10 protein-coding genes and 1 pseudogene are annotated in these 16,338 nt (G+C 46.0%); 4 read left to right on the top strand and 7 right to left on the bottom strand.

Going from position 1 to position 16,338, the window contains the following annotated elements:
• Positions 1–478: 478 nt before the first annotated feature.
• Positions 479–1,717 (bottom strand): THUMP domain-containing class I SAM-dependent RNA methyltransferase, encoded by a 1,239-nt coding sequence (locus tag KW136_RS01750; RefSeq protein ID WP_216796719.1) that lies wholly within the window; start codon positions 1,715–1,717, stop codon positions 479–481.
• A gap of 149 nt (positions 1,718–1,866) precedes the next feature.
• Between KW136_RS01750 and yajC the strand changes: the two genes are divergently transcribed.
• The 4 genes and pseudogenes from yajC to purB all read left to right on the top strand — a co-directional run bounded on the left by yajC (position 1,867) and on the right by purB (position 7,139).
• The gene (yajC, locus tag KW136_RS01745) at positions 1,867–2,196 is read left to right on the top strand and encodes a preprotein translocase subunit YajC (RefSeq protein ID WP_216796717.1); all 330 of its coding nucleotides are present in this window, start codon (positions 1,867–1,869) and stop codon (positions 2,194–2,196) included.
• A gap of 109 nt (positions 2,197–2,305) precedes the next feature.
• A pseudogene (gene secD / locus KW136_RS01740) lies at positions 2,306–4,165 on the top strand (protein translocase subunit SecD); the annotation flags it as partial.
• Between the two features lie 193 nt (positions 4,166–4,358).
• The gene (secF, locus tag KW136_RS01735) at positions 4,359–5,267 is read left to right on the top strand and encodes a protein translocase subunit SecF (RefSeq protein WP_216796713.1); all 909 of its coding nucleotides are present in this window, start codon (positions 4,359–4,361) and stop codon (positions 5,265–5,267) included.
• A 483-nt stretch (positions 5,268–5,750) separates the two neighbouring features.
• Positions 5,751–7,139: an adenylosuccinate lyase gene (purB, locus tag KW136_RS01730; RefSeq protein ID WP_216796711.1), complete on the top strand. Its 1,389-nt coding sequence runs from the start codon at positions 5,751–5,753 to the stop codon at positions 7,137–7,139.
• 125 nt (positions 7,140–7,264) lie between these two features.
• Here the strand turns inward: purB and eda are convergent, their stop codons facing one another.
• From eda to leuS, 6 genes are all read right to left on the bottom strand, one after another.
• Positions 7,265–7,900 carry a bifunctional 4-hydroxy-2-oxoglutarate aldolase/2-dehydro-3-deoxy-phosphogluconate aldolase gene (gene eda / locus KW136_RS01725; protein WP_216796709.1) on the bottom strand — a complete coding sequence of 212 codons (636 nt, stop codon included), beginning with the start codon at positions 7,898–7,900 and terminating at the stop codon, positions 7,265–7,267.
• A 24-nt stretch (positions 7,901–7,924) separates the two neighbouring features.
• Positions 7,925–9,769, bottom strand: a complete 1,845-nt coding sequence (gene edd / locus KW136_RS01720) for a phosphogluconate dehydratase (protein WP_216796707.1) — start codon at positions 9,767–9,769, stop codon at positions 7,925–7,927.
• 850 nt (positions 9,770–10,619) lie between these two features.
• Positions 10,620–11,891, bottom strand: coding sequence for a glutamate-5-semialdehyde dehydrogenase (locus KW136_RS01715; RefSeq protein ID WP_216796706.1), 1,272 nt, complete (start codon positions 11,889–11,891; stop codon positions 10,620–10,622).
• Between the two features lie 114 nt (positions 11,892–12,005).
• The gene (gene holA, locus KW136_RS01710; protein WP_216796705.1) at positions 12,006–13,115 is read right to left on the bottom strand and encodes a DNA polymerase III subunit delta; all 1,110 of its coding nucleotides are present in this window, start codon (positions 13,113–13,115) and stop codon (positions 12,006–12,008) included.
• A 15-nt stretch (positions 13,116–13,130) separates the two neighbouring features.
• A complete protein-coding gene (locus KW136_RS01705; protein ID WP_246583194.1) occupies positions 13,131–13,646 on the bottom strand; it encodes an LPS-assembly lipoprotein LptE in 516 nt (171 codons plus the stop codon).
• 44 nt (positions 13,647–13,690) lie between these two features.
• On the bottom strand, positions 13,691–16,279 hold the full coding sequence (gene leuS, locus KW136_RS01700) for a leucine--tRNA ligase (protein ID WP_216796704.1): 2,589 nt from the start codon (positions 16,277–16,279) through the stop codon (positions 13,691–13,693).
• Positions 16,280–16,338 lie beyond the last annotated feature (59 nt).

Raw genomic sequence — 16,338 nt, 5'->3', positions numbered from 1 at the left:
GAAGACATGCTAGTCATATAGAAAAATTCTAGCCTGAGCTGTGCGACATGCATACTCTAATTGTACTTAATTGTAGCTATTATGGCGGTATTCACGAATATAGTTATGTATACGTGATTGGCATGGTACTAATATCTACCCTGATTATTTATCTCTATCCAAATCTCCTAATTAGGGTAGCTTCTCTGGTAGACAGACACCAATCCGTGACTGCGCGAGCTGCGATTCGGGTTTATATTACGCCGTTTCCAAGAACGAAAGCGGACCGCAGTATAAGCAATAGTGATAGGAAATTAATGCAGTGAAGTTATTCAACGTAGATTACGTATGTCTGTCGAAGAATGGAAAGCTGTAATACACACTTCAGCATGCTGTCCAGACATATAAAACCCGGGTAGGCGTGCGCGCATGTGTTGCCAGCACCGTGTATTTCAATCGAGTCAGCTGATCTACATCCATGTAAACGAGCGTTGGCATATCAGGACAGTGCTAAGTTAAAGCAGAATAGCCGACATTCGAGCGCTCCATTATACAGCACTGTCTTCGTCGACTCGCGCAGTCGTATCTGACCTGGCAGCCCTCGATTGGGGCTGAGTGCGAATACTTGCCAGCCAGAAAACCGCTGCTTGAGCACGTCGCCGAAAACACGGAAAAATATGCTGCTCGCATCGTTTGAGTGAACATCTTTAAATGCTGCGATGTTATTCCCGCAGCAGCGAGTTCTCCTGTGGTGTACCGAGAGTCTCTCGCCATAAGGTGGATTTATAACTAGCACGCCTGGATGATTACATGGCGCTACAATATCACGCGCATCGCATCGTTGCAGCGGTATCATTGGCAAGCCTGCTCGCCGTAGGTTTGCCGTAGCCTTGGCTAACATTTTATTGGATATATCACCACCATAGATCAATAAAGTGCTGCTTAGCGCAGAGTAAGAGCTATGCTGAGCATCCAGCGCCTGGGCTTTCATGTGTTTCCATGCGGAAAGATCGTAGTGCAGGAGCTTTTCGAAACCAAAATGTCGGTTGAGACCAGGCGCGATGCCTAGAGCGATCTGGGCGGCCTCGGCAATGAATGTGCCGCTCCCGCACATCGGATCAAATAATGGCTGTCCAGATGTCCAGCCGGACAGCCTAAGAATCCCCGCGGCCAGATTCTCGCGCAATGGCGCGATGCCCTTATCCAGACGCCAGCCGCGCTTAAATAAGGGCCTGCCAGACGTATCCAGGTACAGCGTGCAGGCTGTAGCAGTTATAAATGCCTTAAGACGTACGTCTGGTTCGATCGTATCGATACTGGGTCTTGAGCCGGTGCGCTCGCGAAGCCGGTCGCAGATCGCATCCTTAATGCGAAGCATCGTAAATTCTAGACTGCGAAGAGGAGATTTTATCGCAGTTACATCTACCCGCAACGTTCGACTAGCGTTAAACCATTGTTCCCAGGGCTGTTCGTGTGTTAGCGCGTAAATATCGTGCTCGTCACAGTAGGATTGCGTTACAACTTTCAAGAGGATTCTATTAGCGATCCGAGAGTATAGATTGGCAACAAAAACGGTAGTCCATGTACCGCTAAACGGTACGCCACCAGCCGTCGGCGCTTGCACAGCGAATGCTGGATCGGATGCGAGTATGGATAACTCGCGGAGTTCGGTTGCGAGCGCGCCCTCCAAACCACGTGGGCAGGGAGCAAAGAATTCAAGTCGGGTTAGAAAAGACATAAAGGGAAGCGGAAATATGACAGGCACAAGATTATTATGTGTAGTTATGCGACAGATGAGCCGCCACTGAGCTGGATTGTCTAAGGTAGCAGGGTACAGAATGATAGAATGTAGGGTTATTTATTACTTTCTACTACGGAGAGACCAACGTGTTCATTCTTAATGCGTACGCACAAGGCGTATCCACTATAGATAGTGCTGCTAGTTTTATTCAGACATACGGCTTGTTTATACTCATGATTGCGGTGCTATATTTTTCCATGATCCGCCCTCAGATGAAAAGGCAGAAGGAGCACCGAAAAATGCTAGCTACTATGATCAGGGGAGATGAAGTGCTGACATCCAGCGGTATGATAGGTAAGATTTCTAGGATCGGTGAGGTTTATGTTGGGATAGAGTTGTATGAGGGTGTTGAAGTTACCATCCAAAAGAGCTCGGTCTCTACAATTCTCCCTAAAGGCACGATAAAGTCTCTCTAATCCTGACTTATATCTGGTATCTATGTGTGGCTTAGCGTCTAATAAGTCAATATCGCATTGAAGTAGAGCGACTCTGGAAGCGCCTTACTAGAACTCTTATAGTTATTCCATGAATCGCTATCCCCTTTGGAAATACGTTGTAATGCTGTTAGTACTTGCTATCGGCTTGCTATATACATTGCCAAACTTCTTTGGTGAGGTTCCAGGGGTACAGATATCTAGCGGTAAAGCGACGGTTAAGCTGGATGCATCGGTCTTCAATATTGTTAAGTCGACTCTTAACAAGTATGACGTGCATAAAGATGACATAGTCTTCGACAGCATGAGTCAGAATGCGGCTATCTACGTGCGACTGAAAGATACCGATATGCAATTACGTATAAAAGACGTTCTTCAAAAATCACTAAATACTCGTCCAAAGGATCCTACCTATATCGTTACACTGAACCTACAATCGGCTTCGCCGCACTGGCTATCCGCCCTACACGCTTTACCAATGTATCTAGGCCTAGATCTCCGTGGTGGCGTGCACTTTCTATTGCAGGTAGACTTAGATGGCGTATTGAATAAGAGGCTTGATTCAGATGCAACCGATGGACGTGCACTACTGCTACATAACAAGTTAGTAGGCGATAGCCGTGTAAATCGCGTTGGCAAGACGGTGGTAGTTAACTGTAATAATCAGGATAATGCACGCCGCGCTCGCCAGATACTAGAGGACAATCTTTCTGAGTTAACCTGGCAATTATTTCCAGCGTTACATGGCGATAGGGTAATAGGTACACTTACACCTAGTGTACAAAAAATAGTGTTAGACAGTGTGCTAAAACAAAACATTATAACCCTGAGAAATAGAATTAATGAACTTGGTGTGGCAGAACCAATTGTGCAGCAGCAAGGAACAGACCGCATTGTTGTTGAGCTTCCTGGCATTCAGGATACTGCAAAAGCTAAAGATATCATCGGGCGGACCGCCACGCTTGAGGCGCGCATGGTTGATTACCAAAATCCAGTGCTTAATCCCGAGGATCCGATACCGGCTGGTGATGACCTGTTCACGCAAGGAAATAGCGTGCCGATGTACTTAAAGAAACAGGTGATTTTTACTGGTCATAGAATCACCGATGCGTTAGTTGACTTTGATGAGTATCAACGTCCAGCAGTAAAAATTCACCTTGATTCCAGTGGTGGACGGGTGTTGCGTGACATATCGCGCAACAACATTAATAAGACTATGGCGATCGTATTATTTGAAAAGAACAGGGGTGAGATTTTAACTGCGGCGACAATCCAGTCTGAGCTTGGTGAAAACTTTCGGATTACTGGAGAGCTAACGCTACAGGCAGCAACTGATCTCGCGTTATTGTTGCGAGCTGGTTCGCTAGCCGCTCCGATGGAAATCGTTGAGGAACGTACGCTAGGCCCAAGCGTGGGTCTGGACAACATTAAAAAAGGCTTTAACTCGGTACAGTACGGATTCCTCGCAATCGCGGTGTTTATTATTGCATACTATATGCTGTTCGGACTGATTTCAGTCATTGCATTATCAGTGAACTTGTTTTTACTCGTCGCATCCCTATCAATGATGCACGCAACCCTTACGCTGCCTGGTATTGCTGCGATTGCACTGACATTAGGCATGGCAATTGACTCGAATGTTCTCATTAATGAGCGCGTCCGAGAAGAACTACGTTACGGCGCATCTGCGCAACTAGCTATCCAAAATGGCTTCTTACATGCATGGGTAACGATCCTGGATTCGAGTATCACAATGCTAATCGCTGGTCTGTCATTACTTACGTTCGGCTCGGGGCCAGTACGTGGCTTTGCTGTTGTATACTGTGTCGGAATCCTGACTTCCATGTTTTCTGCGGTATTTTTCGCGCGTGGTCTGGTAAATCTATGGTACGGAAATAAGAAGAGGCTGAAGTCTCTAGCTATTGGGCAAATATGGAGCCCAGAAGACGCGCTAGTCCAGCATACCCCGAATCTACCCAAGAGAGAGCGCTAGTTATCGCGAAAGAATCATCTCGAGTATTAGGGAAAATCGAAGAGGATCTAAACGCTCGACCTAATAATCTACTTTTATCAAAATATGGATCACGATGTAATGTACCGACTAAGCTGAGCTAATCTTACTAAGCGCGCTCAGGGAGAACCTTATGGAATTTTTTCGGATTCGCAAAGATATTCCTTTTATGAAGTGGGCGTTAGTCTTTAATATAATCTCACTCATAACATTCCTTCTAGCTGTATTCTTTTTAATGTATCGCGGTCTATATTTATCTGCTGAATTTACTGGTGGAACCGTGCTAGAAATACATGTGCCACAAGCTGAAAAAATTGATGTAATTCGTAATGCTTTAAATAGGATTCGCTACACAAATGCGCAGGTACAGACCTTTGGCACATCACATGATGTTCTAATCCGGCTTCCATTAAAGGAGGGGCTCTCCTCGGCACAGCAAAGTGACCAGATAATGGCTGCGCTGAAAGCGCTTGATAACCAGATCAAGTTGCAATGTATAGAATTTGTTGGGCCCCAGGTAGGAAAAGAGCTGATGACGGATGGATTACTTGCACTCATTTTTGTAGTTATGGGAATTTTAATCTATCTTGCATGCCGATTTAAGTGGAAACTTGCAATTGCTGGGGTCATTGCAAATGTGCATGACTTAGTGATCATTCTAGGTTTCTTCGCTTTTTTCCGGTGGGAGTTTTCGCTATCAGTATTAGCGGCAGTGCTCGCAGTACTCGGCTATTCGGTTAATGAATCTGTCGTTATTTTTGATCGGATTCGAGAAACATTCCGCCAAGAGCACAATATGACGGTTACTAAGGTCATCAATCGTGCTATTACAAGGACAATATCGCGCACAATTATCACGCATGGCGCAACGCAGATGATGGTGCTAGCAATACTCTTGTTTGGCGGTATTATGCTGCATAATTTTGCATTAGCACTGACCATTGGTATTTTATCTAGTATCTACTCGTCAGTATTCGTCTCAGCTGCTCTAGCGATATGTCTAGGGATTAAGCGCAGAGATTTTATCACAGAAAAAAATTGAAGGAATAACCCAGAATCATCGTAATGCCAGCGCACTGGTGTAGCTAAACCTTTGCTCTTGGAGCGCTGGCATGATAATAATAGTCTTCACCGACTATAGCGTTCTCCCCTAGTAGGTTTTCAAGTTTAGCGCTCCTCGATTCGCATGCTTACCTATCGCGACACTAACTCTACAAGTTCAGAGGGTACGATCCTATTCTATGAGCAACCCCTAAAATTATATAAAGGTACTATATAACGGCAATCGGCTAGTCTTGTCTGAGGCATGCGGCTGAGAAAAGGCGGGTCCCATAGGCGGAGCGTGTTAACGTTCTCACAATAATCTTAGAATGGGTTTTCGGCTATTGCCAAACAAGACACTTTTCTTAAATTAGTATGTTAACTGCTCTGCGCTCTCTCGATTACTCTATTTCTAGGCTCTATAGAATGCATATAAGCGATTGCTGTATCTTGTTGGGCCTGCTGCCATACCTGGGCCTATACTATGTCTGATATTTCTATCGATACGCTTTTTCAACTAACTGTTCTATCACCACTAGATGGCCGCTATGCGACTCAAACTAAACCCCTGCGTTACTGGCTATCTGAAGCCGCCTTTATGCGGCATCGCGTCACTGTTGAGGTTTATTGGCTAATTGCGCTATCACATGCTGGGTTGCCTGGAATCCCAGACTTCTCTATACCATCTGAACAATTTCTACTTCAGCTAGTGGAGAAGTTCTCCCTGCACGATGCCGCTCGTATCAAGGAGATTGAGCGCGTGACGAACCATGACGTGAAAGCGGTTGAGTACTGGCTAAAAGAGTCGATTAAGGGCCAGCCAGAACTAGAGCATACTAATGAGTTTATCCATTTCGCCTGCACATCCGAAGATATTAATAATACAGCATATGCGCTTATGCTTCAGGGTGCGAGAGAACATGTGATACAGCCAGCACTGCGCGCCGTACATCAGCGACTAATCGTACTTGCGCACGTACATGCAAAGCAATCAATGCTTTCACGCACGCACGGACAGCCAGCTAGTCCAACGACACTAGGCAAGGAAATTGCTAACGTAGCTAATCGCATATCGTATGCTATTGATCGAATTTCCTCTGTTTCGTTACTGGGAAAAATGAATGGCGCAGTAGGAAATTTTAATGCTCATTTGTCTGCCTATCCAAATTTCGACTGGGAAGGTTTCGCTCGGGATTTCGTACAGACCCGGCTTGGACTAACATTTAATTCTTATACAACTCAGATTGAACCGCATGACTATATAGCAGAGCTATTTGACGCGCTTGCACGGGCAAACACGATCTTGTTGGATCTAGATCGTGACCTATGGGGCTATATATCTCTAGGATATTTTAGGCAAAAAATAAATTCGGAAGAGATTGGATCGTCGACAATGCCACATAAAGTGAATCCAATTGATTTTGAGAACTCCGAAGGCAACCTTGGGTTAGCTAACGCAATGCTTCGGCATCTGGCAGATAAGCTTCCAGTGTCGCGCTGGCAGCGAGACCTAAGCGACTCAACGGTTCTGCGTAGCATTGGGCTTGTATTTGGCTATTCTCTACTTGCATATGATTCGCTACTCCGAGGACTCAATAAATTAGAAGTGAATCCAAATAGAATTAATGAGGACCTAAATAGCTGCTGGGAGGTACTGGCCGAACCAGTCCAGACAGTCATGCGTCGCTATAAAGTAGAAAACTCATATGAGCAATTAAAAAATCTTACTCGTGGCAAGGGTATTACCCGCGATAGATTAGACGCTTTTATTAGCGCACTAGAAATTCCAATCGAGGCCAAAGTGCAACTGCTATCAATGACACCGGCATCTTATGTTGGTAAAGCAGTTGAGCTCGCACAACGTATCGATTAATATAAGGACGATATCTTACCCGACCTATGCAATAAGTATTTACTCGCTGTATATATATTGAGCTAATGAAAAGATAATATCGCCCGAACGATCTTAGTCGTGTGGTATCTATTCGACTCTAGTAGTTAGGTTTTATGCTGTGCCAGTTGACTTGCCGCACATGCTAAACGTGTTACTTCGCCCCAATTTTGGGCGGTCATTGCTTCCTTTGGTGTAAGCCAAGAGCCGCCAATGCAAGCCACGTTAGGTAACGATAGGAAACTTCCTGCTAACTCTTGCGTGATACCTCCGGTCGGACAAAACCGCAACATCGGGAATGGGTCGCTAAACGCCCGTAACATGTCTAATCCGCCAGCTAGCTGTGCCGGGAAAAATTTTACTATATCATAGCCCAGTGAGAGTGCAATTAGGATATCAGAGGGCGTCATCACGCCGGGAAGCAATGGTAAGCCAATATCCTTTGCAGCCCAATGAAGATCTCGCGTAAGTCCGGGCGAAACGCCGAATGTCGCGCCAGCGCGCTTAGCCTCCTCAACCTGAACAGCGGTAGTCAGCGTGCCGACGCCTACGACTATATCCGAGGAAAACTGCGACGCACACTTAATTGCCTGCAGGCCTGCAGAAGTGCGCAGAGTAATCTCTAAAACTTTTACTCCGCCTTTATATAAGGCATTCACGACTTTCTCACCCTGCTCTACTGATTCAAGTGTTAGAACTGGGATAACTGGCCCAATCTGTACAATTTCGCTTATAGATTTCATCTGTAGTTTTCCGATAGTTCAAAATTAAACGATACCCTCATTCGGTATAGCGCCAAAAACCGATGCCCCAAGCTCAGCCGGAAGCGCTGCTGCACGGAAAACACTGAATAGCTCTCGTCCAAAACCTAGCCCATTCTGGTTGGGATGTATAATAGGCTTTTCGTCTACGCGACACGCCCATTCAGCCTCATTTACGTCTAGTCTCCCAGCCTCTGCATCAAGCGTAATTATATCGCCGCTACGCACTTTACTAATCGGGCCATCTAGAAGTGCTTCAGGCGATAGATGAATAACTGCTGGAACTTTTCCTGAAGCACCAGACATTCTACCGTCGGTTACTAGTGCCACGCTGAAACCTTTATCTTGCAGGACTCCAAGCAGTGGAGTGAGCTGGTGCAGCTCTGGCATGCCATTTGCTCTTGCCCCCTGGAATCGTACTACAACGACGCAGTCGCGCTCTAGATCACCACGATTGAAAGCGGCTTGTACGCCTTCTTGCGAATCAAAGACAATTGCTGGTGCGGTAATATTGCGATGTTTCGGTGCCACCGCAGAAATCTTAATGACACCCCGTCCTAACGGGCCTTGAACCAGTCTCAGCCCGCCATCCAACTGAAATGGTTCTGCAGTACTACGCAAAACAGCCTTGTTATGGCTCTCTCTCGCACCATCGATCCAGAGTAATTGATTATTAACTAATGCTGGTTCATGCGTGTAATGAGAGGATAATCGAGTCCCAGCAACGGTCGTCACATCATCGTTCAGCAAGCCTGCCTCGAGTAGAGTACGTGTTAGGAAAGCCATACCGCCAGCTGCGTGATAGTGATTAATATCCGATTTACCATTTGGGTATATCTTTGCTAGCAGTGGCACTGAACGAGATAGGTCATCAAAGTCGTTCCAGTCGATTACAATACCCGCGGCTCGGGCAATTGCCACTAAGTGTAGAGTATGGTTAGTCGAGCCGCCAGTGGCTAGTAGTGCAACAATACCATTAACAATTGTTTTTTCGTTAATTAATCGACCGATCGGCGTGTAGTTCGAACCTTGCGCCGTGAGCTGTAACACGCGCCGTGCTGCCTCGGCAGTGAGTGCATCACGCAGTGGCGTATATGGATGAACAAATGCAGCACCCGGCAAGTGCAAGCCCATAATTTCCATGAGCAGCTGGTTTGAGTTTGCTGTTCCATAAAATGTACAGGTTCCGTGGCCATGGTACGCACGAGCCTCACTGTCCAGTAATACCTCTCGCCCTATAGCGCCGATAGCGAACTGCTGACGGATCTTAGATTTTTCATCATTAGGTAAGCCACTAGTCATAGGCCCTGCGGGCACAAAGATTGTTGGTAAATGGCCGAATTGCAACGCACCAATTAATAAACCCGGTACGATCTTGTCGCAAATGCCCAAGCACAGTGCCGCATCAAACATATTATGAGTCAATGCAATCGCTGTCGACATTGCAACTATCTCGCGGGAGAAGAGTGACAGCTCCATTCCAGCATTACCCTGCGTGATACCATCGCACATCGCCGGCACTCCACCGGCAAATTGTGCAATACCCCCCGCCTCTCGGGCAGCTTGCTTAATAATGTCGGAAAAGTTCCGGTACGGCGCATGTGCTGAGAGCATCTCATTATAAGCTGACACAATGCCGATATTTGGCTGCTGCGTCGCACGGATCGAAATCTTATCCTGCCCCTCAAATCCGGCAGAGCCATGAGCTAAATTAGCGCAAGATAGTGCACTACGTGCAGGAAACTGTCCTTGCGCATCCTCAATTCGAGTAAGATAAGCATGCCGCGTTACCTTACTGCGCTCGATAATGCGATCGGTCACAGCTACTAGTCGAGGATGTAACGAAGTCATGAAAATCGTTCCTGGAAACGGTTGGCATATACAACTTAGTTATAAAGTTTGAATCGCCGGATAGATTAAAAGCTTAGGTATTATTGACGAGTTTAATGGAAATTAAAACTAGACTCAATCAAAGTTGATTAAAGCTTTCTCGTAGTAATACAGCTCAGGATGGATTACAGTAAAGCTGGTGCTGTCACCGTATAAGTTTGCTTGATAAGATGGATATACTGAGATAATTTTCGAGATCCTCGGGCCTCCTATATAGCCTCTACTAAGGTAAGAAAACGAAATTATAATTTCGTACTTCAGCCGCAGACTCTGCTTTAAAATATTTTAAGACTTTAAATCTAGAAAAAGTTTGTAGCGTACGCATTCTTAGAATAGAAGAGTACACACTTACCCCCATTCCAATATCATTAGGTAGTTATGTAGCTTCTCTATGCGGGACATGATAATAGTAGCGCGTTAATACGCCACCGGTGGCATGCTGGCTGGATAGCCTTGTAAAGCAAGCCTATGACTTCGGATCATATTTCGAATATTGCCGGTCTCACGACCGGTTACAATCAACTTTTCTATAAAACTGCTGAGACAAAACCATATATTCTAGCGCTTATAGTCTTGGCGAGAGTCTTATAACTGCTATCGCGCCTCATCGGTGCAAGATGCTAGTTACTCAGTTAAGTAACGCTAAAAGTCTTTGCGTAAATCTATAATCGCTAGACTTATTCAGAGAACCTGAAGATTATTAAAACGTTTGATCTGGCAGCTTAAAAAGCAAACAGAATAGTCCTAAAAACTATAAAGTTGCTCAATACGATGCATATTATTTAATGTTTAAAGCACGCGTAACGCTTATTTATTGTCGTACTTCCCCGTGGCCCAGAACAATATATTTTAATGAGGTCAGCCCCTCAAGTCCGACCGGACCGCGAGCATGCAATTTGTCATTAGAGATGCCAATTTCAGCACCCAGCCCGTATTCGAAACCATCGGCGATGCGTGTAGATGCATTAACTATTACACTAGATGAATCGACTTCACTTAAGAACTGCATAGCACGAGTATAGTGCTCAGTCACGATAGCGTCTGTATGCGCAGATCCATACGTATTAATGTGCTCGATCGCCGAATCGATGCCGTCCACGATTTTGATCGCAAGCACTGGCGCTAGGTATTCCGTGCGCCAATCAGCCTCAGTCGCATCTATAATCGGCTTAACACCAGCATTAGTAAGAATTGTGCGAGCAGCCGGATCTACCCGTAGTTCAATGGCTTTATCCTGATATAACTTACCCAGTAGCGGTAAGACGGTTGGTGCGATCCCTAATGCGACAAGTAGTGTTTCCATAGTATTACAAGTGCCGTACCGATTCGTCTTTGCGTTATCGCATATTTTTAGCGCTTTATTAATATCAGCACTCTCATCTACATAGATATGGCATACGCCATCTAGATGCTTAATTATCGGTACCCGCGCTTCATTCATCAATTTTTGAATCAAGCGCTTTCCACCGCGCGGTACGATTACGTCAACGTATTCAGTCATCGTAATTAGCTTGCTTACCACTGCCCGATCTGGCGTACAGATCACTTGTACTACATCCCTAGGTAGGCCACTTGTATATAGTACTTTAGATATTAGCGCAGCGAATGCTGTATTAGATTCAATGGCCTCCGAGCCGCCGCGAAGAATCGCTGCATTACCCGATTTTAGACATAGCGCAGCAGCGTCAATCGTAACATTCGGCCGAGACTCATAAATTATGCCAACTACACCCAGCGGCACTCGCATCTGACCAACCTGTATGCCTGTAGGACGCGTCCTCATACCAGTAATTTCGCCAATCGGGTCAGGCAGGGCCGCGACCTGCCGCACGCTTTCGACCATTGTTATTATTACCTGATCCGATAGCGTGAGTCTGTCGATGAAAGCCGCATCGCGCCCATGAGCCCGTGCTCGAGCAACATCACGCGAATTTGCTTGCTGCAGTGAGTCGGCTTCTCTCTGGATTGCTAATGCAATCTGTTCAAGCGTTACGTTCTTAGTAGCCCCCGACACCCGAGCAATCTTCCTTGAAGCTGCACGTGCTCGCCGACCCAAATCGGCCATATAGCAGTTAATATTCATCTTTTGTTTTCGTAATACGCACATGCAGCTGGCATTATTATAGATTCCTATCTATACAAATTTAAACCGTTGTTTATAGATTTGCCGTGCTACGTAGCAACTTAATGACTCAAACTACAGGCGTATTACCTGCATAGCAGTAGTCGTAGCGCCGGGCTGTGTAATCATCATTGCTAGATCGAATAAGCCATCCCACGGATCAGCCGGTGGGAGTAACGTGTAACTAGGTTCGACACCTAGATACACTACGCCTACCCCGCTATATACCCCTTTGATCTGCCGGTCTAGACGCGATGCTAACCACAGTGCCTGTTCAAGTAAAGATTTATTAACACGTTGTAGAGCGGAAGGCATAAGCTGTGCACGTAGCCCACACACGCGATTCTCACGTATTAAGATTGCTAACTCTTTTCCATCAGCCAGTCCTTGCTTAATGCGCATTAGCGCACGGATTTCTTCTGCGATAGCCCAGAGAACCAATACCGAAGCCTCACCTTCGCCGCGTAATCCATCGAACATCCGAGCTAGGCGTTCAATATCACCGGCAAGCATTGCCTCGTTGAGCTTAAACACATTGTAGCGTGCGACGTTAAGCACCGAATCCCGCACTTGTTCGAGTGTCAATTTGCCGGCAGGATACAGTAGACCAAGTTTTTGAATTTCCTGATGAGCAGCCAGTAAGTTACCCTCAACCCGCTCGGTGATAAGGTGCAATGTCTGTCGTCCTTCATCGCCAGGAAGGACGCCTTGTTTCTGCGCCGCAAGCCGTTTATCAATCCAATTCGGTAGCTGCATACGTTTAATCGTGTCGATACGTATCATTACGCCAGTCTGAAGCAATGCAGCAAACCATGCCGTCTTCTGCATTACGACGTCTAGCCGCGGCAATGAAATTAATATGAGCACGTCAGGATTGACCGATGCTGCCAACGCTTTTAATGCCTCACCACCATTTTTGTCTAGCCTCCGAGTTGGAATACGTAATTCAATAACCTGACGCTCATCAAATAAAGACATGGATTGTACTGTGCCAAGAAGTAGGCTCCAATCAAAATTACGATCGACGTAGAACATGTTGCGCTTAGTAAAAACTGACGCCCGCTCTGCGCATCGGATGCGTGCTATAGCTTCCTGCACAAGCAGGGGCTCATCGCCACACACGATGTATAAACAACCTAACGTCTTCGCAAGATGGGACTCTAGAGCGTCTATATGAAGTTGCATCAGCCTATATCCGCCTTACCGTGGTAAGGCATGTGTCGTCCTTACCCGAACCCCATCATTACTTAAGTTCGTCTTATACACTGTGCCTATTCGCCATAATAATTGTCTAAGCGCATCGCTGCTCATATCGCGATACAGTAAATCGCACTCTTGAGACTTAGCTAGGATATACTGATCTGAATAGCTCATTAAGCGATTAAGGTGCAGGGTGCTAGGTGGAAGCAATACTGCGCCATCCGAGTTAAGTAGTTGGTAGGACATTGTATAGTTAAGTTTATACTGATCGACATGCCCGTCTACGTTACGTGAAACCGCGATCGCACTACGTTCCTCTGAAATTGATAAGATTGCATCTGCACTATCTACACCCCTGACAATGCGCGTCTGGCTGCCACTCTCGACCATTCTTTGAATTTTAGTACTAAGCTCTATACCCAGGCCGATAAGCGCAAGCCTCTTGAACGGGAAACTATAGTTACCACGCAGCTGGAAACCACATCCGGACAGCAATAACACTACTGTAGTAAACACGCCTAAGCAGAGCGTGAGTTTTGATTTAGTTATATAACCACTCCTTAAAAGACCACATTTACAAGCCGTCCCGGTACGATCACTACTTTCTTTGGAATTTTACCTTTAGAGAACTTGGTAAGTATTTCATGCTCAAGCGCCGCTTTCTCTATCGACTCGCGTGGCGCATTATGCGCTACCTGTAGCGTGCTACGAGCTTTACCGTTAATCTGCAGAACTAGTGCTACTTCGCTTTGTTCCAGCGCCTGCTGGTTTACTTTCGGCCATACTGCGTCTAGTAGGGTACCAAATTGCGTCGTATAACCAAGTTCACGCCACAATGTGAATGTGATATGTGGTGCCACCGGATACAGTATGCGCAGCAAGATACCATATCCTTCATAGAGGACTGCAGCACTAACTGCTTTAGCTAATTCTAGCGCATTAAGCATTTTCATCGCTGCAGATACAATGGTGTTATATTGAAGCCGCTGATAATCAAAGTCAGCCTGCTTGAGCATTGAGTGAATCTCTCGCCTCAATATCTTGCTCTCGTCTTCTAGAATTGCGGTGTCTAATACAGGACATGTCGAAAACATTGCCTGATTCATATAACCGAATGTCCAAAGTCGTCGTAGAAAACGGCGCGCACCTTCAAGACCAGCACTAGACCATTCAAGCGACTGCTCTGGCGACGCTGCGAATATTGTAAATAATCGCACAGTATCGGCACCATGCAAATTGATTAGATGCTGTGGATCAACGCCATTATTTTTCGACTTCGACATTTTTTCAAGGCCACCTATCTGGACCGCTTGGCCATCGCTATGTAGCGATGCACTAATCGGACGACCTTTGTCGTTATATGACAGCGTTATATTTGAGGAATTGAACCACGTCTTCTTACCGGTCGAATCCTCACGGTAGTACGTCTGATCGAGTACCATACCCTGCGTGACTAAATTAGTTGCCGGCTCAGAAAAATTAGTTAACCCAAGATCTTGCATTACTTTAGCCCAGAAGCGCGAATATAGCAGATGCAAAATCGCGTGCTCAATTCCGCCGATATATTGATCCATGGGCATCCAATAGTCGGTACGGGCATCCACTATTGTTGACGCATTTGAACATGTATAGCGCGAGAAATACCAGGCAGAATCGACAAACGTGTCCATTGTATCAGTCTCACGTTTTGCCTCGGCGCCACAGCGCGGGCATATACAGTACATAAACGCCTCGGACTTAGCTAGCGGATTTCCACTGCCATTTGGAACCAAGTCTTCAGGTAGCAGCACAGGCAGGTCTTGCTCTGGCACTGGCACATCGCCACAGATCGAACAATAGATCATTGGAATGGGCGTACCCCAATAGCGCTGACGCGAAATACCCCAATCATGCAGCCGGTACGTGACCTGCTTTCTGCCAAGCCCCTTAACAGCAAGGTCTGCCTCGATAGCTTCCGCTACTTGATTATCATCTATCCCATCATACCTGTCGCTATGCGCGCAGACACCAATACACCGCTCACTGCAGCAGTCTTTTGACGAATACATTCCCTTATCTCGTGGTGCGTCGATTCGCTTAATGGGAAGGCGGTACTTCGTTGCGAACTCAAAATCACGCTCATCATGCATCGGCACGCCTATTGCCGTTCCTTCGCCATGGTTTATCAGTACATAGTTGCTAATCCAGACTTCAATATCAGCGCCTGTCAGCGGATGTGCAACATAGAAACCGGTGGAAACGCCTTTCCTCTCCATTGCAGACATATCATACTTAGCTGCTCTAGCGTTTTTACACTCGTCAATAAACGCCTGCAATGCGCATTGTTTTTTTGCTAGTCTTGTGGCAAGTGGATGCTCGATAGAAATAGCCACAAAGGTGATGTCTATAATCGTATTTGCACGGGTGGTAAATACCCGCAGAAATTGTTGTCGCCCATCAATTTCATACGGGAAACTAAAATTTATGCCATAGCTTTTGCCAATCCAGTTATGCTGCATCATTTTCACACGCTCGGGCCACCCTAGCGCATCTAGATCCTGAAGCAATAGCTCTGCGTATTCCGTGATTCGTAGGTAGTACATCGGGATTTCACGCTTTTGAACTATCGCCCCGGAACGCCAGCCACGTCCGTCAATGACCTGCTCGTTAGCTAGTACAGTTTGCTCTACTGGATCCCAGTTTACTATTCCTTCCCTTTTATATGCGATACCCTTTGCAAGCATCTTTAAAAATAACCACTGGTTCCATTTATAGTATTCTGGCTTACATGTTGTAATCTCACGTGACCAATCGATTGCTAATCCTATTGCTTGCATCTGTTTCTTCATACAAGCGATATTCTCATATGTCCATTTAGCTGGTGGAACACCATTAGAAATAGCCGCGTTTTCTGCTGGCATTCCAAATGCATCCCACCCCATAGGCATGAGCACGTTATAGCCCCGCATACGCTGGTAACGATACATCACATCATTAATTGTATAGTTACGCACATGTCCCATATGCAGCTTTCCAGACGGGTACGGCAGCATCGAAACACAATAGAATTTCTTTTTATCGGTGCGCTCGAAACTACGATAGACATCATTATCACGCCAGGCTTTCTGCACAGCGGATTCGACATTGGCAGGAACGTATTTATCTTGCATAATAGTCGTGAGTGACAAGCAACCTAACCCCCCTGATGTAAGACGTAGGTTTATATCGG

The organism is Candidatus Vallotiella hemipterorum, from assembly GCF_910593725.1.
In the GTDB taxonomy this organism is placed as follows: domain Bacteria; phylum Pseudomonadota; class Gammaproteobacteria; order Burkholderiales; family Burkholderiaceae; genus Mycetohabitans; species Mycetohabitans hemipterorum.
The sequence above is the reverse complement of the archived record's forward strand: the minus strand, read 5'-3'. Positions and strand labels throughout refer to the sequence as shown.

What these genes read in the sequence shown, in the direction of transcription:
- KW136_RS01750 (WP_216796719.1), bottom strand. Translation starts at nt 1,717, where the DNA reads ATGTCTTTTCTAACCCGACTTGAATTCTTTGCTCCCTGCCCACGTGGT.
- secF (WP_216796713.1), top strand. Translation starts at nt 4,359, where the DNA reads ATGGAATTTTTTCGGATTCGCAAAGATATTCCTTTTATGAAGTGGGCG.
- purB (WP_216796711.1), top strand. Translation starts at nt 5,751, where the DNA reads ATGTCTGATATTTCTATCGATACGCTTTTTCAACTAACTGTTCTATCA.
- eda (WP_216796709.1), bottom strand. Translation starts at nt 7,900, where the DNA reads ATGAAATCTATAAGCGAAATTGTACAGATTGGGCCAGTTATCCCAGTT.
- edd (WP_216796707.1), bottom strand. Translation starts at nt 9,769, where the DNA reads ATGACTTCGTTACATCCTCGACTAGTAGCTGTGACCGATCGCATTATC.
- KW136_RS01715 (WP_216796706.1), bottom strand. Translation starts at nt 11,891, where the DNA reads ATGAATATTAACTGCTATATGGCCGATTTGGGTCGGCGAGCACGTGCA.
- holA (WP_216796705.1), bottom strand. Translation starts at nt 13,115, where the DNA reads ATGCAACTTCATATAGACGCTCTAGAGTCCCATCTTGCGAAGACGTTA.
- leuS (WP_216796704.1), bottom strand. Translation starts at nt 16,279, where the DNA reads ATGCAAGATAAATACGTTCCTGCCAATGTCGAATCCGCTGTGCAGAAA.